General features: G+C 74.0%; 21 protein-coding genes and 1 pseudogene. 5 read left to right on the top strand and 17 right to left on the bottom strand.

Translation table 11 applies throughout. The features are described from left to right. The first annotated feature begins 81 nt into the window (after positions 1-81). The 3 genes from ACR9E3_RS07035 (at position 82) to ACR9E3_RS07025 (ending at position 3,416) form a co-directional block, all read left to right on the top strand. Positions 82-1,155 (top strand): YihY/virulence factor BrkB family protein, encoded by a 1,074-nt coding sequence (locus ACR9E3_RS07035; RefSeq protein WP_460379438.1) that lies wholly within the window; start codon positions 82-84, stop codon positions 1,153-1,155. Positions 1,156-1,188: 33 nt separating this feature from the next. Beyond that, complete coding sequence (locus ACR9E3_RS07030) at positions 1,189-2,184, top strand: helix-turn-helix transcriptional regulator (RefSeq protein ID WP_460379436.1); 996 nt, start codon at positions 1,189-1,191, stop codon at positions 2,182-2,184. Positions 2,185-2,912: 728 nt separating this feature from the next. Beyond that, positions 2,913-3,416: a hypothetical protein gene (locus ACR9E3_RS07025; protein WP_460379434.1), complete on the top strand. Its 504-nt coding sequence runs from the start codon at positions 2,913-2,915 to the stop codon at positions 3,414-3,416. 125 nt (positions 3,417-3,541) lie between these two features. Here ACR9E3_RS07025 and ACR9E3_RS07020 read toward each other — a convergent pair whose 3' ends face one another. Beyond that, the gene (locus ACR9E3_RS07020) at positions 3,542-6,079 is read right to left on the bottom strand and encodes an ATP-dependent Clp protease ATP-binding subunit (RefSeq protein WP_285657536.1); all 2,538 of its coding nucleotides are present in this window, start codon (positions 6,077-6,079) and stop codon (positions 3,542-3,544) included. Between the two features lie 479 nt (positions 6,080-6,558). Between ACR9E3_RS07020 and ACR9E3_RS07015 the strand changes: the two genes are divergently transcribed. Beyond that, positions 6,559-7,266: a Crp/Fnr family transcriptional regulator gene (locus ACR9E3_RS07015; protein ID WP_460379432.1), complete on the top strand. Its 708-nt coding sequence runs from the start codon at positions 6,559-6,561 to the stop codon at positions 7,264-7,266. 39 nt (positions 7,267-7,305) lie between these two features. On the opposite strand, the gene ACR9E3_RS07010 is transcribed toward ACR9E3_RS07015, so the two are convergent. The 4 genes from ACR9E3_RS07010 to exaC form a co-directional block, all read right to left on the bottom strand. Then, positions 7,306-7,662 carry a histone-like nucleoid-structuring protein Lsr2 gene (locus ACR9E3_RS07010; RefSeq protein WP_460379430.1) on the bottom strand — a complete coding sequence of 119 codons (357 nt, stop codon included), beginning with the start codon at positions 7,660-7,662 and terminating at the stop codon, positions 7,306-7,308. Between the two features lie 125 nt (positions 7,663-7,787). Next, complete coding sequence (locus ACR9E3_RS07005; protein ID WP_460379428.1) at positions 7,788-8,396, bottom strand: cysteine hydrolase family protein; 609 nt, start codon at positions 8,394-8,396, stop codon at positions 7,788-7,790. A gap of 97 nt (positions 8,397-8,493) precedes the next feature. Then, positions 8,494-8,931 (bottom strand): DUF779 domain-containing protein, encoded by a 438-nt coding sequence (locus tag ACR9E3_RS07000; protein ID WP_460379426.1) that lies wholly within the window; start codon positions 8,929-8,931, stop codon positions 8,494-8,496. Positions 8,932-8,968: 37 nt separating this feature from the next. Beyond that, positions 8,969-10,492, bottom strand: a complete 1,524-nt coding sequence (gene exaC / locus ACR9E3_RS06995; protein ID WP_460379424.1) for an acetaldehyde dehydrogenase ExaC — start codon at positions 10,490-10,492, stop codon at positions 8,969-8,971. Positions 10,493-10,757: 265 nt separating this feature from the next. On the opposite strand from exaC, the gene ACR9E3_RS06990 reads away from it, so the two are divergent. Continuing rightward, the gene (locus tag ACR9E3_RS06990) at positions 10,758-12,269 is read left to right on the top strand and encodes a GAF domain-containing protein (RefSeq protein WP_460379422.1); all 1,512 of its coding nucleotides are present in this window, start codon (positions 10,758-10,760) and stop codon (positions 12,267-12,269) included. 95 nt (positions 12,270-12,364) lie between these two features. Here the strand turns inward: ACR9E3_RS06990 and ACR9E3_RS06985 are convergent, their stop codons facing one another. From ACR9E3_RS06985 to ftsH, 12 genes and pseudogenes are all read right to left on the bottom strand, one after another. Next, positions 12,365-13,195 carry a type III pantothenate kinase gene (locus ACR9E3_RS06985; RefSeq protein ID WP_460379420.1) on the bottom strand — a complete coding sequence of 277 codons (831 nt, stop codon included), beginning with the start codon at positions 13,193-13,195 and terminating at the stop codon, positions 12,365-12,367. Positions 13,196-13,475: 280 nt separating this feature from the next. Beyond that, positions 13,476-13,850: pseudogene (gene panD, locus ACR9E3_RS06980) on the bottom strand (aspartate 1-decarboxylase); the annotation flags it as partial. A 1-nt stretch (position 13,851) separates the two neighbouring features. Continuing rightward, positions 13,852-14,766 (bottom strand): pantoate--beta-alanine ligase, encoded by a 915-nt coding sequence (panC, locus tag ACR9E3_RS06975; protein ID WP_460379418.1) that lies wholly within the window; start codon positions 14,764-14,766, stop codon positions 13,852-13,854. After that, the gene (locus tag ACR9E3_RS06970) at positions 14,763-15,734 is read right to left on the bottom strand and encodes a Rossmann-like and DUF2520 domain-containing protein (RefSeq protein WP_460379416.1); all 972 of its coding nucleotides are present in this window, start codon (positions 15,732-15,734) and stop codon (positions 14,763-14,765) included. Before ACR9E3_RS06970 ends, panC begins: the two co-directional genes overlap by 4 nt. 388 nt (positions 15,735-16,122) lie before the next feature. Then, positions 16,123-17,340 carry a PrsW family intramembrane metalloprotease gene (locus ACR9E3_RS06965; RefSeq protein WP_460379414.1) on the bottom strand — a complete coding sequence of 406 codons (1,218 nt, stop codon included), beginning with the start codon at positions 17,338-17,340 and terminating at the stop codon, positions 16,123-16,125. A 135-nt stretch (positions 17,341-17,475) separates the two neighbouring features. Next, complete coding sequence (locus tag ACR9E3_RS06960; protein WP_460379412.1) at positions 17,476-18,462, bottom strand: hypothetical protein; 987 nt, start codon at positions 18,460-18,462, stop codon at positions 17,476-17,478. Positions 18,463-18,505: 43 nt separating this feature from the next. Then, entirely contained in the window at positions 18,506-18,985 is a 480-nt protein-coding gene (locus ACR9E3_RS06955) for a DUF3180 domain-containing protein (protein ID WP_460379410.1), read from the bottom strand. Next, positions 18,982-19,485, bottom strand: coding sequence for a 2-amino-4-hydroxy-6-hydroxymethyldihydropteridine diphosphokinase (gene folK, locus ACR9E3_RS06950; RefSeq protein ID WP_460379408.1), 504 nt, complete (start codon positions 19,483-19,485; stop codon positions 18,982-18,984). Before folK ends, ACR9E3_RS06955 begins: the two co-directional genes overlap by 4 nt. Beyond that, positions 19,482-19,853 carry a dihydroneopterin aldolase gene (folB, locus tag ACR9E3_RS06945; RefSeq protein ID WP_460379406.1) on the bottom strand — a complete coding sequence of 124 codons (372 nt, stop codon included), beginning with the start codon at positions 19,851-19,853 and terminating at the stop codon, positions 19,482-19,484. Before folB ends, folK begins: the two co-directional genes overlap by 4 nt. Beyond that, positions 19,850-20,668 carry a dihydropteroate synthase gene (gene folP, locus ACR9E3_RS06940; protein ID WP_460379664.1) on the bottom strand — a complete coding sequence of 273 codons (819 nt, stop codon included), beginning with the start codon at positions 20,666-20,668 and terminating at the stop codon, positions 19,850-19,852. Before folP ends, folB begins: the two co-directional genes overlap by 4 nt. A 70-nt stretch (positions 20,669-20,738) precedes the next feature. Then, complete coding sequence (folE, locus tag ACR9E3_RS06935) at positions 20,739-21,446, bottom strand: GTP cyclohydrolase I FolE (protein WP_460379404.1); 708 nt, start codon at positions 21,444-21,446, stop codon at positions 20,739-20,741. Between the two features lie 49 nt (positions 21,447-21,495). After that, entirely contained in the window at positions 21,496-24,072 is a 2,577-nt protein-coding gene (gene ftsH, locus ACR9E3_RS06930; RefSeq protein WP_460379402.1) for an ATP-dependent zinc metalloprotease FtsH, read from the bottom strand. Positions 24,073-24,175: the final 103 nt, after the last annotated feature.

Below are 24,175 nucleotides of genomic sequence, written 5' to 3'. Positions count from 1 at the left end.
CCGTGGCTGACACCTGCGGTCAGGTTCTGCCGGAGGCGCAGCGCCGCGGAACTCGACCGGACATCGGCGATGATGGTGCGCGTGAGCTCGGTACGCGCGGTGCCCGTCACCACCGACATGGACGGGGACGCGCTGCAGGCCGACGACGCGTGGCACACCGCGCGGCGCGTCGGGCTGCGCACGCTGCTGCGCGACGCCCTGCTGCGCTTCCGCTACGGCGACGGCTTCAGTCACGCGCGGGGGTTCGCGCTGCAGCTCGCGCTGGCGATCGTCCCGCTCGTGATCGCGGGCAGCGGGCTCGCGACGGCGGTGGGCGCGGAGTCGGTCGCGCAGGTCGTCGCGCGGACGGTCGTGGCCGTGTCCCCGGGCGCGGGCGACCAGCTGCTCGCCGACGTCGTCGCCCGCGGCCCCGCGGAGCTGCCCGAGGAGGACGGCGAGGCCCCCGAGGCCGAGGACTCGCGCAGCGAGAACGTCGGCGAGTTCGCCGTCGCGTTCGGCCTGATCACCGCGTTCCTGGCCATGACGAGCGCCATCGCCCAGCTCGAACGCGGCACCAACCGGATCTACGGCACCGAGCGCGACCGGCCGTTCGTGCGCAAGTACCTCCGCGCCGCGGTCCTGACGCTGACGGCGGGCACGGCGCTCGGGGTGGGCCTCGTGCTGATCATCGCGGGCGGTCCGCTCGGCGACGCCGTGGAGGACGTCTACCGCTGGGGTGACGTCGCCGAGACGGTGTTCGACGTCCTGCGCTGGCCGGTGGGCCTCGCGGCGCTCGTCGTCGCGGTGACCGTGCTGTTCCGGTACTCCCCGCGCCGCCACCAACCCGGGCTCTCGTGGCTCGCGCTCGGCGCCGGGCTGACCGTGGTGCTCTGGCTCGCCGCGTCGGGCGGCGTGGCGCTCTACGTCGCGGTCTCCGGCGACTTCAGCGACACCTACGGGCCGCTGGCCGGGATCATGGCGCTGCTGCTGTGGGCCACGGTCACCGGCGTCGCGCTGCTGCTCGGGGTGGCGCTGGCCGCGCAGCTCGAGGCGGCCCGCGCCGGCATGGGCGACCCGTTGCTGAGCGACGCCGACGCCGACGGGATTCCCGACGAGCTCCAGCCCGCCGACCAGCAACCGGGCGAACCCGTGAGCCCGGAAGGGGGACGTGCCTGACAGGGTCTGTCAGCCATGGGGTACCACTGACGTGTGCGCGCCAGCCGCCTCCTCTCCGTGCTGCTCCTGTTGCAGAGCCGTGGTCGCCTGACCGCGCGGGAGCTCGCCGACGAGCTCGAGGTCTCGATCCGCACGATCTACCGCGACATGGACGCGCTGTCGGCCTCGGGCGTGCCCGTCTACGCCGACCGTGGCCCCGAGGGCGGCTACTCGCTGCTGGAGGGGTACCGGACCCACCTCACCGGGATGACGGCCGACGAGGCGGACGCGCTCGCGCTCTCGGGGATGCCGGACGCCGCCGCCGAGCTCGGCCTCGGGCGGGTGCTGGCGGCGGCGCAGCTCAAGGTGCAGGCGGCGCTGCCCGGTGAGCTGTCCGACCGCGCGGGCCGCATCGCCGAGCGCTTCCACCTCGACGCGCCCGGCTGGTTCCGCGAGGCCGACCACGTCCCCACCCTCACCGGGGTCGCCGACGCGGTGTGGAACCAGCGCGTGGTGCGCGTGCGCTACCGCCGCTGGGCCACCGGCGGGCGCGAGCCCGAGGTGGAGCGCGAGCTCGAGCCGCTCGGCCTCGTGCTCAAGGCCGGGACCTGGTACCTCGTCGCCGTGCCGTCCGGCGACAGCGCCGCCGAGCCGCGCACCTACCGGATCGCGCGCATCCTCGACCTCGAGACCCTCGACGTGCGCTTCGACCGTCCCGAGGGCTTCGACCTCTGGAAGTACTGGCACCAGCGCACCCAGGAGCTCACCGACGCGCTCTACCAGGCCGAGGCCACCGTGCGCCTCTCCCCGCGGGCGATGGAGCTGGCCCCGGCCGTCCTGCGCCCGCACACCGCCCGCGCGCTCGCCGAGGGCAGCTGGCCGACCGACGCCGACGGCTGGACCCGCGCGGTGATCCCGATCGAGTCCTTCGCCCACGCCCGCTCCGAGCTCCTCACCCTCGGCGCCGACGTCGAGGTCCTCGCCCCCGCGGCCCTCCGCGAACAGATGGCCGGCGTCGCCGCCGCCCTCGCCGGGATCTACAGCGGCTGAGGTGTTGTCAGCGAAGTGCCGTTGCAGACGCTCAGCGTCCGTATCGGTACTTCGATCATGGGCCCGGCGCCGACCACTGGCCGGACCCAGCGCGTCGGCCCTCTCGGCCGGTTAGCGGCTTCCGACGGCCCGATCGGACCCGCCGCGGCCGCAGCATGCCCCGGCCCCATCCACACCCGCGTCCGTCGTCCACAGCCGACGTCCGCGCCCTCACACCCCGACCCGCGAGGCATTCACGATCGTCGCCGTGGTGAAGCGTGGGGACTGGGCGATCGACGGTGAGGCCCTCCGAGCGGCCAGCTGGGAGGGCATCATTTCCGCGCGGGAGCTCGTGCGGCGCGGCGTCCCCGAGCGGACGGTGTACCGACGGACCCAGCAGGATGGCCCGTGGACGCTGATGCTGCCCGCGACGTTGATGCTCGGGAACGGCACCCCCACCCCGCTCCAGCACGAGATCGCGGCGCTGGTCCGCGGCGGCGAGAGCGCGATGCTGACCGGCTTGAGCGGAGCGCGTCACTACGGCCTTCGCCGCGGTGGCGAGCCGTCCGTGGACCACGTCCTCATCCCGCTCGAGCACCGCGTTCTCAGCACGGGTCGAGCGCGGTTCGAACGGACCATCCGACTGCCGCGACCTCGGCTCCGCGACGAACTGCCGGTGGCGCCACTGGCTCGCTCGCTGCATCGTCGACCACATCAAGCGTCTGAAGGACCACGAGGAGATCGCCGCCGTGGTCACCGAGGCCGTCCAGCGCAGGATGGTTCTCCTCGAGGAGCTCTGGCACGAGCTGCAGCTCGGATCGCGTAAGGGAAGCGCAGCGCCGAGGCGCGTCCTCAAGGCCGCCGGTGCCGGCGTGCTCTCGCCGGTCGAGTTCACCGCGCGGGACTTCTGGGAGTCGTTCGACGACTTCCCGACGATGGAGTGGAACGTCAGCGTCTACGACGAGGACGGACGTTTCCTGGCCACGGTGGACGGCCTCGTCAGAGAGCTCGGCTTCGTCTGGGAGATCGACTCGGTCGAACACCACCTCGCGACGCCCGAGCAGGTGCGTGCGACGTTGGCGCGTCAGCGCCTCCTCCGATCAGTCGGGTTGCACGTGCTCGGATCGCGACCCCGCCAGCAGCATGACGACCCGCAGGGGCTCCGCGAGGACCTTCTCGCCCACCTCGGGATCGCCGCCGTGCTCCCGGCCCCACGCGTCCACTACGGACCTGGCCCCGTCCTCATCGTGTGATCGAAGTACCGATACGGACGCTGAGTGTCTGCAACGGCACTTCGCTGACAAACCCCCGCACACGCCGGAGCCCCGGCCCCCGAGGAACGGGGACCGGGGCTCCGGGTGACGGTGACCGGGCGGGGTTACTCCGCCGCGGCGACCTCGGGGGTGTCGGGCACCGGGGTCGGCTTGGCCTCACCACGGAAGGTGAAGGTCGCCGACTCCGGGGCCTGCTTGGTGACCCCGTTGTCGTCGGTCTCGGGCTCCCAGCCCTCGACGTCGACCAGGACGATCTGGCCGGACTCGACCTCGCCGAAGAGGATCTTCTCGGACAGCTGGTCCTCGATCTCGCGCTGGATGGTGCGGCGCAGCGGCCGGGCACCGAGCACGGGGTCGAAGCCGCGCTGGGCGAGCAGCTTCTTGGCGTTGTCGGTGAGCTCCAGGGACATGTCCTTGTTCTGGAGCTGCTTCTCGGTACGGCCGATCATCAGGTCGACCATCTGCACGATCTCGTCCTCGCGCAGCTGGTGGAACACGATGATGTCGTCGATGCGGTTGAGGAACTCGGGACGGAAGTGCTTCTTGAGCTCGTCCGTCACCTTGTTCTTCATGCGCTCGTAGTTCGATCCCGAGTCCTGACCGGACTGGAAACCGAGGCCGACCGCCTTCGAGATGTCCTGCGTACCGAGGTTCGACGTGAACACGATGACCGTGTTCTTGAAGTCGACGATGCGGCCCTGGCCGTCGGTCAGGCGGCCGTCCTCGAGCACCTGCAGGAGCGTGTTGTAGACCTCGGAGTGGGCCTTCTCGATCTCGTCGAAGAGGACCACCGAGAACGGCTTGCGGCGCACCTTCTCGGTGAGCTGGCCGCCCTCCTCGTAGCCGACGTACCCGGGGGGCGCGCCGAAGAGCCGCGAGGCCGTGTAGCGGTCGTGGAACTCGCCCATGTCGATCTGGACGAGCGCGTCGTCGTCGCCGAACAGGAACTCCGCGAGCGCCTTGGTGAGCTCCGTCTTCCCGACACCCGAGGGGCCGGCGAAGATGAACGAGCCCGAGGGGCGCTTCGGGTCCTTGAGGCCGGCGCGGGTGCGGCGCATGGACTGCGACACAGCCTTGACCGCGTCCTCCTGCCCGATGATGCGCTTGTGGAGCTCGTCCTCCATGCGCAGGAGACGGGTGGTCTCCTCCTCGGTCAGCTTGAACACCGGGATGCCGGTCCAGTTGGCCAGCACCTCGGCGATCTGCTCGTCGTCGACCTCCGCGACGACGTCGAGGTCACCGGACTTCCACTGCTTCTCGCGCTCGGACTTCTGCCCGATGAGGGTCTTCTCCTCGTCGCGCAGGCGCGCCGCCTTCTCGAAGTCCTGCGCGTCGATCGCGGACTCCTTCTCGCGACGGACGTCGGCGATCTTCTCGTCGAACTCGCGCAGGTCCGGCGGCGCGGTCATGCGGCGGATGCGCATGCGGGCGCCGGCCTCGTCGATGAGGTCGATGGCCTTGTCCGGCAGGAAGCGGTCGTTGATGTAGCGGTCGGCCAGGGTGGCCGCCGCGACCAGCGCCGGGTCCGTGATCGAGACGCGGTGGTGCGCCTCGTAGCGGTCGCGCAGCCCCTTGAGGATCTCGATGGAGTGGGCCACCGAGGGCTCCCCCACCTGGATCGGCTGGAAGCGGCGCTCGAGCGCGGCGTCCTTCTCGACGTGCTTGCGGTACTCGTCGAGCGTGGTCGCGCCGATGGTCTGCAGCTCGCCGCGGGCCAGCATCGGCTTGAGGATCGACGCGGCGTCGATCGCGCCCTCGGCGGCACCCGCGCCGACGAGCGTGTGGAGCTCGTCGATGAACAGGATGATGTCGCCGCGGGTGCGGATCTCCTTGAGGACCTTCTTGAGGCGCTCCTCGAAGTCACCGCGGTAGCGCGAGCCCGCCACCAGCGACCCGAGGTCGAGGGTGTAGAGCTGCTTGTCCTTCAGCGTCTCGGGCACCTCGCCCTTGACGATGGCCTGGCCGAGGCCCTCGACGACGGCCGTCTTGCCGACGCCGGGCTCGCCGATGAGCACCGGGTTGTTCTTGGTCCTGCGGGACAGGACCTGCATGACCCGCTCGATCTCCTTCTCCCGGCCGATGACCGGGTCCAGCTTGCCCTCGCGGGCCGACTGGGTGAGGTTGCGACCGAACTGGTCGAGCACCAGGGAGGACGAGGGCGTGCCCTCGCCGCGCTGGCTGCCGGACTCCGCGGGCTCCTTGCCCTGGTAGCCCGAGAGCAGCTGCAGCACCTGCTGCCGCACACGGTTGAGGTCCGCGCCGAGCTTGACGAGCACCTGCGCGGCGACGCCCTCACCCTCGCGGATCAGCCCGAGCAGGATGTGCTCGGTGCCGATGTAGTTGTGCCCGAGCTGCAGCGCCTCGCGCAGCGACAGCTCCAGCACCTTCTTGGCGCGCGGGGTGAACGGGATGTGGCCACTGGGAGCCTGCTGACCCTGGCCGATGATCTCCTCGACCTGCTGGCGCACGCCCTCGAGCGCGATGCCCAGCGACTCGAGGGCCTTGGCGGCGACGCCCTCGCCCTCGTGGATCAGCCCGAGCAGGATGTGCTCGGTCCCGATGTAGTTGTGGTTGAGCATCCGGGCCTCTTCTTGGGCCAGGACGACCACCCGCCTCGCGCGGTCGGTGAACCTCTCGAACATTCGTCACTCCTGACTGCTGCGCCGGCGGTCCTCCACCGTGGCCGCCCTCGTGGTGACGACCTCGGTGGTCCCTTGGCAAGTGCCCGATGCCAGATCGGGACCCCCACGATGCCTCAGCACCGTACGGCCATCCTAGTCGTCGCGCGTGACGCCACGGGATGACGACGGTTGCACCACCGTGACGGGCGCCACCCACGGACAGGCCCGATCGTGTCCCCGGCTCGTCGAGCACGGGGTCATGTGGGTTCCAACCACGCGAGACGTTCGCCTCATCCCGTCCATCCGTTCGCCACCGGCGAACCGCGGGGCGGTCACCGGACCGGCGCCGCCGCACGGCCGGGCTGTCGCGGATCCGACGCGGACGTCGACGCGGAGCGGCGGGAAGGTCATGATCGACGAGCAGTCACCGCGGTGACAGCGGCACTCGGCCGGACGAGTGGTGTTCCGGCCGGCGGGACCGAGGTGCATCGGGGGTGGCGGTGACGGCGGACGCTCAGGCGCCGGCACGGAACGGTCAGGCCGGGGTCCGCGCGGCCCTCGCGGCGTGCCCGCAGCTGCAGGGACTCGAGCCCGCGGCGCTCGGCGCGCTCGCCGACGCCGCGGTCGGGCGCCGGTACGCGGCCGGGGAGGCGGTGTTCCGCACGGGCGACGCGGGCGACGCGATGTTCGTCCTGCTCCGCGGCAGCGTGGTGTCGCGGGCCGTGTCGCCTGGGGGCGACGTCGTCGACGTCGGGGTCGCCGCGGAGGGGCACGCGTTCGGCTACTTCGAGGTGCTGCGGCCGGGCCCGCGGACCGAGGACGCCGTCGCGGTGCGCGACACCACCGTGCTCGCGGTGCCGGCGGGGCCCGCGATCCGGGCGCTGCGCACCAGCCCCGACACGCTGCTCGCCCTGCTCTCCGACCTCGTGCGGATCGTGCGGCTCCAGAACCGCGCGACGCTCGGACGCGCGTTCCTCCCCGTCACCCGGCGGCTGGCCGACCTCCTTCTCGAGCTCGCCGGCCCCGGCGGGCACGTCGACTTCGGCGGATCCCAGACGCTGCTGGCCCAGCGTCTCGGGATCGCCCGCCAGACACTCAACACCGCCCTGCGCACGCTCGCGGAGCGTCGCCTCCTGGTGGTGCATCCGGGTGGGCGGGCGGCCACGATCGACCGGCCGGCGCTCCTCGCCTACGCGACCGGCGCCTGACCGGCGCCTGATCGCGACCTGCCCGGAGCGGAGCGCCGGTCAGTGGGCCTTGTGGTAGGCCTCGGAGACCTCGCTCGGGATGCGACCGCGCTCGGAGACGGTCATGCCCTGCTTGCGCGCCCACTCGCGGATGGCCTGGTTCTGCTCGCGGTCGACCGCGGCACGGCCGCCGCCACGCCGGGGGGTGCTCGCCGACGCCGCGGGCGCGGACCTCCGGCGGCCGCCGCTGCGCCGGGCGTGGGCGACGAAATCGGCCAGGCCGTCGCGGAGCGCCGCGGCGTTCGCCTCGGAGAGGTCGATCTCGTAGGTCGCGCCGTCGAGGCCGAACTCGACGGTCTCGTCGGCCTCCGACGCGTCCAGGTCGTCGACGAGGGAAACCACGACTTTCTGCGCCACCACGACCTCCGAAGCCCGACCCGAAATGGTCGGCCGGACCCTATTTCCGGGAACGGGAGTTTGTCGAGTGATGTGCGTCGCGCGTCCTCGCCGACGACCGGGACTTCGGCACCGAAAATTGTGCGTCAGTCGGGGATGCCCTTGGCGTCCGGAACCACGACGGCGAACATGTCGGCGATCCCGGCGAGGCTGGCACTCTGCAGGGAGGACGCCGGAACTGCGCCGTCCGGACCCGGCAGCGCGCGGGTGGCGGTGGCCGCCGCGACCACCGACGGCGCGAATCCCGCGTTGAAGGCGCCGCGGGCGGTGGAGTTCACACACATGTGTGTCATGAAGCCCGCGAGCACGAGGTTCGTCGCGTCGACGCCGCGCAGGTACTCGTCGAGGTCGGTGCCCACGAAGGAGTTCGGGAAGTTCTTGACGATGCGGTGCTCGCCGTCGCGGGGGGCCACGCGGTCGACGATCGCGCCGATCTCGTCGCGCACGTCGTAGGGCGTGCCTGCGCCCGCGTCGTGCTGGACGTGGACGATCGGGATCCCGGCGCTGCGCGCGCGGTCGAGGAGACCCGCCGCCTCGTCGATGGCCGGCTCGACGTTCTCGAGCGCCATGACGCCGCGGGTGTAGGTGTTCTGGAGGTCGATCATCACCAGCGCGGACTCGCGCAGGGAGGCGGGCGAGGACGGCAGGCCGGTCAGCTCGCGCAGGGTCGCGGAGGGTGTCGTCGGGGTGCTCATCGTCGAACTCCTTCGTCGGGAGGGGCCGAACGTGCGAGGGGCGCCCTCGCTGCGTGCCGCGCAGCGGGGGCGCCCCTCGATCGTGCTCGGGTGAGCGCTACAGGTCGCCCAGGTCGCGCAGCTCCTCGTCGGTGAACAGCCGCGAGCGGATGATGAAGCGGACGCCCTCGGGGGCCTCCACCGAGAATCCGCTGCCCCGGCCCTTCACCACGTCGACGGTGAGGTGCGTGTGCTTCCAGTACTCGAACTGCGAGGCGGACATGTAGAAGCCGATCGGCTTCTCCAGGCCCTCCACCACCAGGTCACCGAGGTGCACGTCCTGGCCCCCGATCTTGAAGTCCCCGTCCGGGTAGCACATCGGGGCGCTGCCGTCGCAGCACCCGCCGGACTGGTGGAACATCAGGGGGCCGTGGATGTCGGTGAGCTGCACCAGGAGCTCGGAGGCCTGCGGAGACAGGGCGACGCGACCCGTCCCCGACCCCGGCACCTCCGGCACCTGCTCGGTGACGTCGGTGCTCGTGCTGATCTGGGTCATGGCGACCACCTCCTCCTGAGGGGAACCCGCGGGACGATCAGAAGAATCCCTGCGCGTTGTTCGAGTAGCTCTGCAGGATGTTCTTGGTCTGCTGGTAGTGGTCCAGCATCATCTTGTGGTTCTCGCGGCCGATGCCGGACTGCTTGTACCCGCCGAAGGCCGCGTGGGCCGGGTAGGCGTGGTAGTTGTTCACCCAGACGCGGCCGGCCTGGATCTCGCGGCCCGCGCGGTACGCCGTGTTGGCGTCACGCGACCACACGCCGGCACCGAGGCCGTAGAGCGTGTCGTTGGCGATCTTCATGGCGTCGGCGTAGTCGTCGAAGCGCGTCACCGACAGCACCGGGCCGAAGATCTCCTCCTGGAAGATCCGCATCGAGTTGTTGCCCTCGAAGATGGTCGGCTGGATGTAGTAGCCGCCCGAGAGGTCGCCGCCGAGGTCGACGCGCTCGCCACCGGTGAGGACCTTGGCGCCCTCCTGGCGACCGATGTCGATGTAGGACAGGATCTTCTCGAACTGGTCGTTCGAGGCCTGCGCGCCGATCATCGTGTCGGTGTCGAGCGGGTTGCCCTGCTTGACCTGCTCGGTGCGCTTGACGGCCTGCTCCAGGAAGTCCTGGTAGATGCCGCCCTGGATGAGCGCGCGCGACGGGCAGGTGCAGACCTCGCCCTGGTTGAGCGCGAACATCGCGAAGCCCTCGAGCGCCTTGTCGTAGAACGCGTCCTGCTGCGCCGCGACGTCGTCGAAGAAGATGTTCGGGCTCTTGCCGCCGAGCTCGAGCGTCACCGGGATCAGGTTCTCCGAGGCGTACTGGGAGATCAGGCGCCCGGTCGTGGTCTCGCCGGTGAAAGCGATCTTGCGGATGCGCGGCGACGACGCGAGCGGCTTGCCCGCCTCGACGCCGAAGCCGTTGACGATGTTCAGCACGCCGGGCGGGAGCAGGTCGCCGACGACCTCCATCAGCACGTGGATGGAGGCGGGGGTCTGCTCGGCGGGCTTGAGGACGACCGCGTTGCCGGCGGCGAGGGCCGGGGCCAGCTTCCAGATCGCCATGAGGATCGGGAAGTTCCACGGGATGATCTGGCCGACCACGCCCAGCGGCTCGTGGAAGTGGTAGGCGACCGTGTCCTCGTCGATCTGCGAGAGGTGGCCCTCCTGCCCGCGCACGGCACCCGCGAAGTAGCGCAGGTGGTCGACGGCCAGCGGGATGTCGGCGACGAGGGTCTCGCGGACCGCCTTGCCGTTCTCCCAGCTCTCGGCGACGGCGATCTTCTCGAGGTTCGCCTCGATGCGGTCCGCCATCTTGTTCAGGATGTTGGCGCGCTCGGTCACGGCGGTCTTGCCCCAGGCCGGCGCGGCCGCGTGGGCAGCGTCCAGGGCCTTCTCGACGTCCTCGGCCGTGCCGCGGGCCACCTCGGTGAACGTCTGACCCGTCTGCGGGGTCGGGTTCTCGAAGTACTGACCCTTCACCGGCGCGACGTACTCGCCGCCGATGTAGTGGTCGTAGCGGGGCTTGAACGAGACGACGCTGTCCGCCGACCCCGGAGCCGCGTAGATGGCCATCGGTGTTTTCCCTCCACATCGTGGGCTTACGTGAGTGGGACCACGTGACCGCGGACACTAGGTATGGCAGGGTTGCACCGGCGTTGCAACGCATCTGCGGCGTCGCTCTTGCCAGGGAGCCGCTTCCGAGGTTTTGATGAAGGGTTGCCTAACCGGAGGGGATGCAGCACCATTCGTCGGGAGGGGTCCTCCCGGTTCCCCGGGCGGGCAGGATCGGTGCCGTGACGGCACCCGCAGGCCGCCACGTCCAGCGCAGGGGGCGCCGATGCCGGAGAGCCAGCGTGGCGCGCGCGGGACCACCCGCCTGACCGTTCCCGGGACGCTGTCGGCCCCGCTCGAACCGTCGGACCCGGTCGAGCGTGCCCACCTGCTCGAACGCATCCGTGACGCGGTCCTGTCCGGCACCGCGGGCCCGGCCTCGCCCCGCGACGTCGTGTCGGCGTCGTGGCGGCGCTCGCTCGACGCCCACGTCGACCCCGACCACGGGCGTCCGCGCCACGTGTTCCAGAGCGACGAGCTGGCGGACGTGCGCGGCGGGCACCTGCTGGCGCCGGTGCTGCCGCTACTGCGGCGCACGCTGCTCGACGTGGCCGACGAGGCCGTGCACATGATGATCGTGACCGACGCGCGCGGACACATCCTCTGGCGCGAGGGCAACACCGACGTCCTGCGCCGCGGTGACGCGTGCGAGCTCGTGGAGGGCACGCGCTGGAGCGAGGACTCGATCGGCACCAACGCGATGGGGACGGCGCTGGCGTCGGGGCGGGCGGTGCAGATCCACTCCGCTGAGCACCTCGTGCGGCTGTACCACTCGTGGACCTGCGCGGCCGCCCCGATCCACGACCCGGACTCCGGCGAGGTCGTCGCCGCCATCGACCTCACCGGCCCGCTGCAGACGTTCCACCCGAGCACGCTCGCGCTGGTCAAGGCGGCCGCGGAGCTCGCCGAGGTCCACCTGCACGCCCGTGTCGTCGAGCGCGACGAGCGGCTGCGGGCCCGCAACCGGCCCCACCTCGACGGCCTGCGCGGCGAGCCCGGCGCGCTCCTCGCCCCGGGCGGGCGGGTGCTCACCGCGGAGCCGGCCGACTGGCTGCCCGAGCGGGTCGCGATCCCCGAGGACGGCGACCGCGTCGACCTCGGCGAGCGCGGCGAGGGCGTCCTCGAACCGCTGGCCGAGGGCTGGCTCCTGCGCCTCGCGCCGCGGACGTCGTCCCGCCCGACGCTCGCCCTGCCGTTCCTCGGCGCCGAGCGGCCCGTGGCGCGGCTCGACGGCCGGCCGGTGCGCCTGAGCCTGCGCCACGCCGAGATCCTGACGCTGCTGGCCCTGCACCCCGACGGCCTCACCGCCGACCGTCTCGCCTACGCGCTCTACGGCGACGCCGGCAACCCCGTCACGGTCCGCTCCGAGGTGCACCGGCTGCGCAGCACCCTCGGCCACTCGATCATCAGCACGCAGCCCTACCGGTTGCGCGCCCGCGTCGACGCCGACTTCCTCGACGTCCGCGCCGCCCTGCGGGGAGGCAAGGTCCCGGCGCCGCACATCCTGCGCCGCGGGGCCCTGCTGCCCGCCTCCGACGCCCCCGGCGTCCGCGAGGAGCGCGACCACCTCGAGGTCGCCGTCCGCGGCGCCGTCCTGCGCCGCGGCGACGCCGAGGCGCTGTGGGCCCTCGCCCCGAGCGGGACCGCCGCGTCCGACCCCGACCTCGTCGTGCGCCTGCGCCGGCTGCTGCCCGACGGCGACCCGCGCCGCGACGAGCTCGACGCGCCGGTGCGCTGAGGCGCCCCGGTCGGCCCCGGTCGGCCCCGGTCGTTACTGGCTGGTATCGCTCGCTGGGCGAGTGATACCAGCCAGTAACCGGCGATCCGCGGGACTCAGGGACGCGCGGCCCGCTTGGCGGCGCGGTCGTCGCGGCGCTCGGTGCGGCGCCGGTGCACCGAGCGCAGGCCGAGCAACGTCAGGTCCGGCACGTGGTCAGTGATCGTCGTGCACTCCTCGACGACGACGGGGGCGAAGCCGCCCGACGCGACGACCGCGACCGGGTGGCGGCCCTCCGGGTCGCGTGCCGTGATCTCGCGGCTCACCCGGGTGACCAGGCCGTCGGCCTGGGCCGCCGCGCCGATCACGAGCCCGGCCTGCATGCTCTCGACGGTGTTGCGCCCGAGCACGGAGCGCGGCACGACCAGTTCCACCGGGCGCAGCGCCGCCGCGCGCACCGCGAGCGCCTCGGCCGAGACACCGACGCCTGCGGCGATCGCGCCGCCGAGGAACTCCCCGCGCGCCGAGACCGCGTCCACTGTCGTCGACGTCCCGAACGTGACCACGACGCAGGGCCCGCCGACGCGCTCGTAGGCGGCGAGGGCCTGCACGACACGGTCGGCGCCGACCTCCTTGGGGTTGTCCACCAGCAGCGGGACGCCGGTGCGCACCCCGGGCTCGACCAGGAGGTGGTCGAGGCCCGCGAAGTGGCGCGTGACCATGCCGCGCAGCTCGCGCAGCAGCACCGGCACCGTCGAGAGCGCCGCCACGGCCGTCACGTCGGCGACGCGCGCCCCCAGCAGCCCGCGGACGAGCAGCGCCATCTCGTCGCCCGTGGCCCGCGGCTCGGTGCGCAGGCGCGCGTCCCAGACCGCGGGGCCGTCGCCGTCGTCGGGGTAGAGCGCGAGCGCGGTCTGGGTGTTGCCGACGTCGACGCAGAGCAGCACGGGTGGTCTCGCTCTGCCCGGGCGCTCAGTTGTCCGTGGACAGCAACGCGTCGAGGCGGCGGGCGTCGGTGGTCTCCGAGGAGTCCCGGCGGCGGCGCTCCCCCGCCCGCGGCTCGGCGGCGCGGCGCGCCGGCGGCTCGCGGTGGCTCCCGGCGGAGCTGCCCAGCCCGGCCCCGACCGTCGTCATGGCCGGCCCGGCGGCGGGCTCGCGGTGGCGGGCCGGACGCGTTCCCTGGGCGTCCGTGCCCGGGCGCAGCAGCGACGTGGCCGGCGCGTCGTCGGGGACGTGCGTCGGGTCGGCGCCGCGGTCGAGGACGCGGTTGCGGTCGTCGACGAAGACCACGCGCGGCTGGTACGTGCGGGCCTCGGCGTCGTCCATGACCCCGTAGGAGATGAGGATGACGAGGTCGCCGGGCGAGACGAGGTGCGCCGCCGCGCCGTTGATCCCGATGACGCCGGAGCCGGCCGCGCCGGTGATCACGTAGGTCTCGAGGCGGGCGCCGTTGGTGACGTCGACGATGGCCACCTGCTCGCCGGGCAGGAGGTCGGCGGCCCGCATGAGGTCCTCGTCGACGGTCACCGAGCCGACGTAGTGCAGGTTCGCGTCGGTCACCGTCGCACGGTGGATCTTGGACTTCAGCATCGTGCGCTGCACGTCAGACTCTCCTCACGAGGGACACGGCGGCGTTGTCGATCAGGCGGGTGGTGCCGGCCCGGGCCGCGACGAGCAGGCGCGCGGGGCCGATGTCGGGGGTCGGACCGAGGTCCACGTCGCGCAGCTCGAGGTAGTCGAGCTGCAGGCTCGGCTCGGTGGCGAGCACGGCCTGCGCGGCCTCGAGCACGGCGGCCGGCCCCTGCTCGCCGGCGTGCTGGCCGGCCGAGAGCGCCGCCGAGAGCGCGACCGCCGCGCGGCGGTCGTCGTCGGCGAGGTAGGCGTTGCGGCTCGACAGGGCGAGCCCGCCCTCCTCGCGGACCGTCGGCACGCCCACGACGTGGACGTCGATGTCGAGGTCGCGCACCATGCGGCGGATCAGCGTGAGCTGCTGGTAGTCCTTCTCGCCGAAGAAGGCCACGTCGGGCACGACGATGGCGAAGAGCTTGTTGACCACGGTCAGCATGCCCGCGAAGTGCCCGGGCCGGATCGCGCCCTCGAGCTCGCCCCCCAGCGGACCGGGGTCGATCGAGGTGCTGAAGCCCTCCGGGTACATGGCGTCGACCTCGGGCGCGAACACCAGCTCGACGCCCTCCTCGCGGCACATCTCGAGGTCGCCCTCGAAGGCGCGGGGGTAGCGGTCGAAGTCCTCGTCGGGCCCGAACTGGCGCGGGTTCACGAAGATCGAGACGACCGTCGTCGAGCCCGGGATCGTGCGGGCGCGGCGCATGAGCTCGCGGTGGCCCTCGTGCAGGGCGCCCATGGTCGGGACGAGCGTGACGCGCCGGCCGCCGCCCCGCAGCGCCTTCGTGACGCGCCGGAGGGCGGTGGGGTCGCGGTGCACGGTGAGGTTGTCGGCGGTGTACTGCGGGCGGGGCCGGCTCACGAGGTTCGTGCGCAGGCTGGACGGTCGGGTCACGGGCGGGGCCTCTCGGCGAGGGCGGACACCACGTCCTGCGCGGCGGCGGGGTCGAGCAGCCCGCCGGCGCGGGCGCGCTCGGCGGTGCGGCGGGCCAGGGCCCGGTAGAGCGGGGCGGCCTCGGGGGCGCGCTCGTCGAGGTGGCGCAGGTGCGTCGCCACCGTGCCGGCGTCGCCGCGCACCACCGGGCCGGTGAGCGCGCGGTCGCCGTGGCGCAGGGCGTTGTCCAGCGCCGCGGACAGCAGCGGGGCGAGCACGCGCTCGGCGGGCTCGATGCCCGCGTCGGACAGCAGGTCGGCGGCCTCGCGGACCAGCGTCGTCAGGTGGTTCGCCCCGTGGGCGAGTGCCGCGTGGTACAGCGGGCGCGCGGCCTCGGGGACGCGGACGGGCTCGGCGCCCATCTCCACCACCAGCGCCTCGCCGACGAGCCACGCGGCGTCGGCGTCCTCGCTGAGGCCCTCCGGGGCGGTGATGCCGATGCAGGCGCCGGCGAGGCGGGTCACGTCCTCGGCGCGCCCGGTGATCGTCATCGCCGGGTGCAGCGCGATCGGCAGGACGTCGTGCTCGGCGGCGGGCGCGAGGACGCCGACGCCCTCGGCGCCGCACGTGTGCACCACGATCTGGCCGGGGCGCAGGCAGTCCGAGGCGGCGAGACCCCGGATCAGGCCCGGCAGGACGTCGTCGGGGACCGCGAGCAGCGCGAGGTCGGAGCGGCGCACCACCTCGTCGGGCGGGAGGATCTCGGCGCCGGGCAGCAGCTCCTCGGCGCGGGCGCGCGAGGCGCGGGAGACCGCGGAGGCGGCGACGACCGTGTGCCCGGCGTTCGCGAGCGCGGCGCCCAGCACGGCGCCGACCCGGCCCGCGGAGACCACCCCGACCGCGAGCCGTGAGCCTTCCCGAGGGGTGGGTGACGGGCCGGCTCCGGCCCCTTCCCACCGCCCGGCGTCCTCGCCGGCGTCGGTGCCCACGCGCCACCTCACTCGTTCGGCTCGTTCCCGTCCCGCTCCCGCGGGTACCGGACGATCACTGCCGCCCACGGTAACCGTCCCCGCGTCCCGCGGAGCCCGCGGTGAGCGGGTTCACGCGCGGCGCAGGTGTGACCCCGGCGCCGCGTGCGGGGCGAGGGCGTCCCTCGGTGCCTGGGACGCAGCGAAGGCGCCCCTCGCTCCCACGCCGCGCGGGCACCCGAGTGCCACCGCGTACGGAGCGAGGGCGTCCCTCGATGCGTGGGACGCAGCGAAGGCGCCCCTCGCTCCCACGCCGCGCGGGCACCCGAGTGCCACCGCGTACGGAGCGAGGGCGTCCCTCGATGCGTGGGACGCAGCGAAGGCGCCCCTCGCTCCCACCCGCTGCGTCTCAGACCGCCGGCGGGCGGGGCGGGCCGCCGGGCCAGGACGGCGGCGGGGCGCCGTGACCGGGCGGCGGGGGGCCGGTGGGGCCCTGGACGCCCGGCGCGTTGACCGCGGCCAGGCGGGTGCGCACGACGTTGTCGAGCAGCTCGGCGTGCCAGTCGGCGCGGGGCGGCAGCGCACCGCGTTCGGCGCGGGCGCGCAGGAACGCGAGCTCGGTGACGGCGTGCTGGTAGTCCTCGACGGCCCGGGCGGCGACGGGCCCGGCCCGGCGGTTGACGGCCGAGCGCCAGCGACGGCGCCCGGCGAGGCTCGAGAGCAGCGGCACCTCGCTGGGCGCGATCCAGCCGGCGGCGGCGAAGCCGGGCATCTGGCGGGCGAGCACGTCGGCCTCCCGCCGTCGCTGCCACACGACGAGCCCGATCATCCCGGCGAACAGCGGCAGCATGATCAGCACGTAGATGCCGAAGAACCCGGCGCCGAGCTGCGTCGAGGAGTTCCACAGCGCGTGCAGGATCACCGCGAGCACGTAGCCGCCGAGCACCGCGGCCGTGCCGACCACCCGCGAGCGGGTCTGCGACGCGATGCCCACCCCGATGCCGGTCATCGCGGTGAAGAGCGGGTGCGCGAACGGGGAGAGCACCCCGCGCAGCACGAACGTCGCCAGCACCGCGGGCCCCACCGCGCCCTCGGCCTCGGTGAAGGCGCGCCCGAAGTAGATGATGTTCTCGGTGAAGGCGAAGCCCGCCGCCGTGATGCCGGCGTAGACGACGCCGTCGACGATCCCGTCGAACTCCCGGCGCCGGACCAGCAGCAGGCCGACGACGAACGCGCCCTTGACGAACTCCTCGACCAGCGGCGCCGAGATCACCGCGCCGACCACGTCGCCCTGCCCGCGCCCGAGCAGCAGCTCGGCGGCGATGATCGCGCTCGAGTTGATGACGACGGCGACCAGCGCCGAGAACCCGGCGCCCCACAGGAACGCCGCGAGGAGCAGGCGGGGCGGCTCGGGCTCGAAGCGGTCGATCCACAGGAAGGCCGCGACCACCGGGGCGACCGGCAGCAGGGCCAGGACGACGCCGATGACGACCCCGACGACGCCGATCTCCGAGCTCGCCAGGCCGACGGTCACGAGGCCGCAGATGCCGAGCACGATCAGGCCGACGACCGGCCACACGAGCGTCCGGCGCTGCTGGGGCGCCAGGCGGACGGGAGGGGCGATCACCCTGCGGGAGGGTAACGGCCCTCCCGGGGCGCGGCCCGCCCACCGTGCCCGCACCCCGGGATCCGGGGCGTCGTCACCCCCGTCGGACGGCTCGCGAGGTCCGTGGCGTCGCCCGTGATGTCCCGCGGGACGGGCTCAGGGCTCGCGGCGGCGGCGCCCACCGGTGCCGCCCGCGGCGGCGTGCGCCGCGAGGAGCTCGGCGACGGTGCGGCCGCCGGAGGTGGCGGCCTCGCCGGGCAGCGGGGCGGCGCGGCGGGCCCGGCGCTCGTCGGAACGCTCGGCGGGCAGCTCGGGCGGGACATCGCGCCGCGCGCGGGGCTCGGCGACGGGCTCGTACCCGGCCGAGCGGACGTACTGGTCGAGGAACGACCCCGCGGCGAGCACCGACGGGTCCGCGGTGGGCGGCGCCTCCGGGGGCGGACCGGCGGGGCGCAGCGGACGGCCGGCGGGGCCCGAGTCGGGGCCGCCGGAACGAGGCGCGGGGAACGATGCCGCCAGCGGGGCGACGGGGCGGACCGGGGCCGGCGGCGGCACGGCAGCAGCGGCCGGTGCCGCGGGCACGGCAGGTGCGGCAGGCGCGGCGGGAGCGGGCGGGACGCCCGGGACCCGGGGCTGCGGGCCGGAGTCGCCCACGACCCGCAGGCGCGCACCCCGTGGCTGCGGCGCGACGACGGGCATGCCGGCCTGCAGCGTCACCGCGTCGGCGTGGACGCGCACCCGGTCGAGCTCCTCGCGCAGGCCGGCGACGTCCTCGCGGGCCCTCGCCGCGATGTGCTCGGCCTCCTCGCGCGCCGCGACCTCGCGGGCGAGGCGCTCGTCGTGCTCGCGGCGCAGGGTCTCGACCCGCTCCTCGGCGTCCTCCTCGGCCGCCGCCAGCTCCGCCGCCACGTCCTCCGCCTCGGCGGCGACGGCGGCCTCGGAGCGGACACGCCGGGCGAGGGCGACCACCACGAGCACGACCGTCCAGAGCGCGGCGACGATGCCCAGGCGCAGCCAGCGGGCGTCGTCGGCGAGCACCACGGCGACCCCGGCGAGGAGCGCGAGCACCACCGCGGTGCCCAGCAGCACGACGCGGCGGCGGTCGGGGCCGGCGTCCGCGCGTCCCCCGTCCGGGGTGCTCATCGGTGCAGGATAGCGGCCGGGTCCGCCCCGGCCGGTGCCCCGGTCACGACCGTCGCGGCGGCGGGCGGTCGGGGTCGTCGCCGGGCTCGTCCGGGGTGCGCAGGCAGTGCTCGAGCCAGAGCCCGGCACCGACGAGCACCGCCGACCCGACGACGCCGACGATCGCGCTCCCGGTGTCCGCCGCCGCGGCGTCCACGCTGTCGCGCAGCGGGAACACGTAGGCCAGGACGCCCAGCCACGCGCCACCGACCAGCGACCCGGCCAGCGACGACGCCTTCGCGAGCGCCACCGCCCGGGCCGTCGCGAGCGCGTCGACCGGCCGCGACCCGGGCCGGCGCCGGATCCGGGCGCGCAGCACGACCGCCAGCACCAGCTCGGCGATCCCGAGGACGAGCGGCGTGAGCCCGGCGAGCAGGGGCAGCGGCGGCAGGTCGCCGTACGCGGCCTGGAGCAGGATGTTCACGGCCAGCCCGGCGGCGACCGCGGCCACGACCAGGAGCGAGGGGCTGGTGTGCGTCCTCATCCCGCCAGCTCCGTCGTGTCGCGCCGGACGCCGTCGCGCTCGGCGGCGGAGAGGGCCTCGAGCAGGTCACGGACGCGGCCGCGCCCGGCGACGGCCGCGTCGGGCTCGACGTCGAGCCAGGGCACGAGCACGAACGCCCGCTCGTGGGCCCGCGGGTGGGGCAGGGTGAGCTCGGGGTCGTCGCTGGTGGTGCCGTCGACGTCGAGCACGTCGACGTCGAGGGTGCGCGGACCCCAGCGGACGTCACGGGTGCGGCCCGCCCGGCTCTCGGCGGCGCGGGCGCGGGTGAGCCAGTCGCGCGGCCGCGACGCCGGGTCCTCCACGACGACGACCGCGTTGAGGAAGTCGTCCTGCTCGACGCCGCCCCACGGCGCGGTGGCGTAGACCGGCGAGACGGCGACGACCCGCGCCCCGGCCGCCCGCAACGTCGCCAGCGCACCGCGCAGGTTGGCGGCCCGGTCGCCGACGTTGGAGCCCAGCGAGAGGACGGCCCGGCTCACGATCGCTCCCGGCGCACCACCACCGCCACGTCGTCGAACGGCACGGCGATGGGGGCCTGGGGCTTGTGGAGCGTCACCTCGACCGCGGCCACCCGCGCGTCGGCGAGCACCCGCACCGCGACCTCGGCGGCGACGGCCTCGATGAGCCGGCGCGGCGGGCCGGCGACCACGGCGGCGGCGGTGTCGGCGAGGGCGCCGTAGTCGACGGTGTCGGCGAGGTCGTCGGACGCGCCGGCCGGGGCGAGGTCCAGCTCCAGCACCAGGTCGAGCACGAAGTCCTGGCCGTCGCGCCGTTCGTGGTCGAACACGCCGTGGTGCCCGCGCACGCGCAGGCCGCGCAGGGCGATGCGGTCGCGCGTGGCCGTCACGGCTCGATCTCCGCCTTGGACGTCCCCCACGACCACGCGGTGGCGACCGCGACCGCGTCGAGCGACGGACCGACCTCGTGCACCCGCACGCCCCACGCGCCGGCCGCCGCGGCGAGCGCGGAGACCGCGGCGGTCGCGACCTCGCGCCCGTCGGGCGGGCGCGGCGTGCCGTCGTCGTCCGCGAGCAGGGCGCCCAGGAAGCGCTTGCGGGACGCCCCGACCAGCACCGGGAAGCCCAGCCCCGTGAACACCGACAGCTTGCGCAGCAGCTGCCAGTTGTGCGCCGCGGTCTTGGCGAACCCGAGGCCCGGGTCGAGGACGAGCAGGGACGGGTCGACGCCCGCGAGCACCGCGCGGTCGACCTGCTCGACCATCTCGGCGCGGACCTCGCCGACGACGTCCTCGTAGGACGCGAGCTCGGTCATCCGGTCGCTGGGGCCGCGCCAGTGCATGATCACCCACGGCACGCCGGCCTCGGCGACCGTGCGCGCCATGTGCGGGTCGGCGAGCCCCCCGGAGACGTCGTTGATCATGGTTGCGCCGGCCTCGACCGCCGCGGCGGCGACCGCCGCGCGCGTGGTGTCGACGCTGACCCGCACCCCGTCCCGCGCGAGGTCGCGGATCACCGGGACCACACGCGCGATCTCGGTGTCGGCGTCGACGCGCTGCGCGCCCGGGCGGGTGGACTCCCCGCCGACGTCGACCAGGTCCGCGCCGCGCCGGGCGAGGCCGATGCCGTGCGCCACCGCGTGGTCGCGGTCGAGCCAGCGGCCGCCGTCGGAGAACGAGTCCGGGGTCACGTTGAGCACGCCCATGACGACGCAGCGCCCGGGGTCGGGCAGACCGTGGGCCCGCGGCTGGTCGGGCCCGGTGGGGGCACCCACGTCAGCCGCTCCGGATGAGGTTGAGGGCCTCCGCCCGCGTGCTGGCCGACGACTTGAGGATGCCCCGGACCGCGGACGTCGTGGTGCGCGCGCCGGGCTTGCGCACCCCGCGCGCGGACATGCACTGGTGCTCGGCGTCGATCACGACGAGCGCGCCGCGGGTGTCGAGGCGCTCGTCGAGGGCGTCCGCGATCTGGCTCGTCAGCCGCTCCTGGACCTGGGGCCGGCGGGCGTAGAGGTCGACGAGCCGGGCGAGCTTGCTCAGCCCCGTGACGAAGCCCTTCGACCCCGGGATGTAGGCGACGTGCGCGACGCCGTGGAAGGGGAGCAGGTGGTGCTCGCACATCGAGAACATCGGGATGTCGCGGACGAGCACGAGCTCCTCGTGGCCCTCGTCGAACGTGCGCTCCAGCACCTCGGCCGGGTCGGTCCCCAGCCCCGCGAACAGCTCCTGGTACGAGCGCGCCACCCGGGCCGGCGTGTCGCGCAGGCCCTCGCGGTCCGGGTCCTCCCCGATCGCGAGCAGCAGCTCGCGCACCGCAGCCTCGGCGCGCGGCGCGTCGAAGCCCTGCCACCCCGGGGCGAGCGCGGTCCCGACCGGCCCGTCACCGCCGTCGTCGTTCGGGCGCACCCGGCGGCCGTCCGCGTCGCCGTTGCGCCGCGACGGTCCCCCTCCGTGCGGCGTGTCCTGGTCCTGACTGGTCGTCACGTCTCCCTCGCGGTCTTCCTCGACCCGGCCGACGCGCGCGCCGGCTCCCTCAGCCCTGACCGCGCGAGGTGTCGCGCCCCTCGGAGCCCGAGGAGCCGGACGTGCCGTCGGAACCGTCGTGACCCCAGCTCGGGGCGGGCCAACCGTCCGACCGGCCCTCCCGGGTTCGGCCATCCGGGTCACCGTACGGGTTGGCGCCGCTCTCGCCAGGCGAGCGTGACGAGCCGGACGACCAGCCGGACGCCTCCGACCCCGAGCCGTACGGGGACGGCCCGCCGGAGCGGCCCGCGCCGCCCGGGTTCCAGGTCGTCCCGTGCGGCACCGTGGCCGGGGTCCACCCGGGCGGGGCGCCGTAGTTCGGCGCCACCGACGAGGGCTTGTCGCCGCCGTCGGGGACGCCGCCCGCGGCGCCCGAGCCGCCGCGGCGTCCGTTGGCGCCCGTGCGGTACACGTCGGGGATGCCGGTGGTCGGCGTGCCCTGCGGCGGCGTCGGCGCCCCGACGTCGTGCCCCGGGGCGCCCGGACCGCCGCCGTAGCCGGAGCCCGCCTCGGCGCCGTGCCCGTTGCTCGCCGAGTGCGCCCCGTGGGAGGCGTGGGCGCCGTTGCTGGCGTGCCCGTTGCCCGTGACCGACCCGGCGGGGGCGCGGTCGTCCTGCTCGCCGGGCGGCGGCCAGGGCTCGCCGCGCTCGGTGGCCAGCTCGCGCCGCGTCTTGATCGGCGGACGGTCGGAGGGCAGGCGCTCGCCGAAGTCGTTGAACGCCGTGATCCGCGGCCGCTTGGTGACCGACGCGAAGACGCGCTCGAGGTCGCGGCGCTGCAGCGTCTCGTGCTCGATCAGCTCGCCGGTCAGTGCGTCGAGCGCGTCGCGGTGGGTGTTGAGGATGTCCCACGCCTCGGTGTGCGCCGCCTCGATGAGCTTGCGCACCTCCTCGTCGATCTCGTGGGCCACCTCGAGCGAGTAGTCCGCCTGACGTCCCGCGGTGCGGCCGAGGAAGGGCTCGCCCTGCTCCTGGCCGTACTTCACGGCGCCGAGCTTCGCGCTCATGCCGTACTCGGTGACCATCGCGCGGGCGATCTTGGTCGCCTGCTCGATGTCCGAGGACGCGCCGGTGGTGGGCTCGTGGAACACGAGCTCCTCGGCCGACCGTCCGCCCATCGCGAACACCAGGCGGGCGATCATCTCGGAGCGCGTCATGAGCTCCTTGTCGTCCTCGGGGACGACGAGGGCGTGCCCGCCGGTGCGCCCGCGCGGCAGGATCGTGACCTTGTAGACGGGCTCGATGTCGGGCATCGCCCACGCGGCCAGCGCGTGGCCCGCCTCGTGGTAGGCCGCGACCTTCTTCTCCTGCTCGGAGATGATCCGGCTCTTGCGGGCCGGGCCGCCGATCACGCGGTCGACCGACTCCTCGAGCGACGACCCGGTGATCTGCTGCTGGCCCAGCCGCGCGGTCAGCAGCGCGGCCTCGTTGATGACGTTCGCGAGGTCGGCGCCGGAGAACCCGACGGTGCGCTTGGCCAGGCCGTCGAGGTCGGCGTCCGGGGCCAGGGGCTTGCCCGCCGAGTGCACCGCGAGGATCGCGCGCCGGCCGGCCAGATCGGGCGCCGCGACCGGGATCTGGCGGTCGAACCGACCGGGGCGCAGCAGCGCGGGATCGAGGATGTCCGGCCGGTTGGTGGCCGCGATGAGGATGATCCCGCCGCGGGAGTCGAAGCCGTCCATCTCGACGAGCAGCTGGTTGAGCGTCTGCTCGCGCTCGTCGTGGCCGCCGCCCATGCCGGCGCCGCGGTGGCGGCCGACGGCGTCGATCTCGTCGACGAACACGATGCACGGGGAGTTCTGCTTCGCCTGCTCGAACAGGTCGCGCACACGGGAGGCACCGACGCCGACGAACATCTCGACGAAGTCCGACCCGGAGATCGTGTAGAACGGCACGCCCGCCTCGCCGGCGACCGCGCGGGCCAGCAGCGTCTTGCCGGTGCCGGGCGGGCCGTAGAGCAGTACGCCCTTGGGGATCTTCGCACCGAGCTGCTGGTAGCGCGTCGGGTTCTGGAGGAAGTCCTTGATCTCGTAGAGCTCCTCCACCGCTTCGTTCGCACCCGCGACGTCGGCGAAGGTCGTCTTCGGCATGTCCTTGTTGAGCTGCTTGGCCTTGGACTTGCCGAAGGACAGGACGCGGTTGCCCCCGCCCTGGGAGTTCATCATCCAGAACAGCAGCAGGAGCACCAGACCCAGCGGGATCAGGTAGATCAACATCTGGGTGAGGATCGAGTCCTGCGTGACGCGGGTGTCGAAGCCGGACGTGGCCGGGTTCTCCCGGACCAGCGTGAACACCTGGTCGGTCGCCGCCGCGGGGTACTGCGCGTAGATCTGGTTGGTCGTCGTCGGCTGGGAGCCCTCGACCCCGGGGACCTGCACGGGGTTGGTCAGCGTCAGGCGGAGGCGCTGCTCCTTGTCCTCGATCGTGATCTCGGACGCGTTGTGGGCCTCGACCTGCTGCAGGGCGAGCGACGTCGGGGCCTCGGTGTACCCGCGGGTGTCGCTGAGCAGCGACGAGATGCCGAGGTAGACCAGGAAGAACACCACGATCCAGATGAGTGGATTGCGGAGAAGGCGCTTGCGGTCCATGCGGTTGCGGCCTCCAGGCGGCCCTCGACCCTCCCCGGGTGGACCCTGCGGTCGGTGTCAGTCGTCTCGGCTCGGGGTCCGCGCACGCACGGACGTCCGTGGG

Source organism: Actinomycetospora sp. C-140 (assembly GCF_054796175.1).
This window is presented reverse-complemented; position numbering and strand designations above follow the sequence as displayed.

What these genes read in the sequence shown, in the direction of transcription:
- ACR9E3_RS07020 (WP_285657536.1), bottom strand. Translation starts at nt 6,079, where the DNA reads ATGTTCGAGAGGTTCACCGACCGCGCGAGGCGGGTGGTCGTCCTGGCC.
- ACR9E3_RS07005 (WP_460379428.1), bottom strand. Translation starts at nt 8,396, where the DNA reads ATGAGCACCCCGACGACACCCTCCGCGACCCTGCGCGAGCTGACCGGC.
- ACR9E3_RS07000 (WP_460379426.1), bottom strand. Translation starts at nt 8,931, where the DNA reads ATGACCCAGATCAGCACGAGCACCGACGTCACCGAGCAGGTGCCGGAG.
- exaC (WP_460379424.1), bottom strand. Translation starts at nt 10,492, where the DNA reads ATGGCCATCTACGCGGCTCCGGGGTCGGCGGACAGCGTCGTCTCGTTC.
- ACR9E3_RS06990 (WP_460379422.1), top strand. Translation starts at nt 10,758, where the DNA reads ATGCCGGAGAGCCAGCGTGGCGCGCGCGGGACCACCCGCCTGACCGTT.
- ACR9E3_RS06960 (WP_460379412.1), bottom strand. Translation starts at nt 18,462, where the DNA reads ATGAGCACCCCGGACGGGGGACGCGCGGACGCCGGCCCCGACCGCCGC.
- ACR9E3_RS06955 (WP_460379410.1), bottom strand. Translation starts at nt 18,985, where the DNA reads ATGAGGACGCACACCAGCCCCTCGCTCCTGGTCGTGGCCGCGGTCGCC.
- folP (WP_460379664.1), bottom strand. Translation starts at nt 20,668, where the DNA reads ATGGGCGTGCTCAACGTGACCCCGGACTCGTTCTCCGACGGCGGCCGC.
- ftsH (WP_460379402.1), bottom strand. Translation starts at nt 24,072, where the DNA reads ATGGACCGCAAGCGCCTTCTCCGCAATCCACTCATCTGGATCGTGGTG.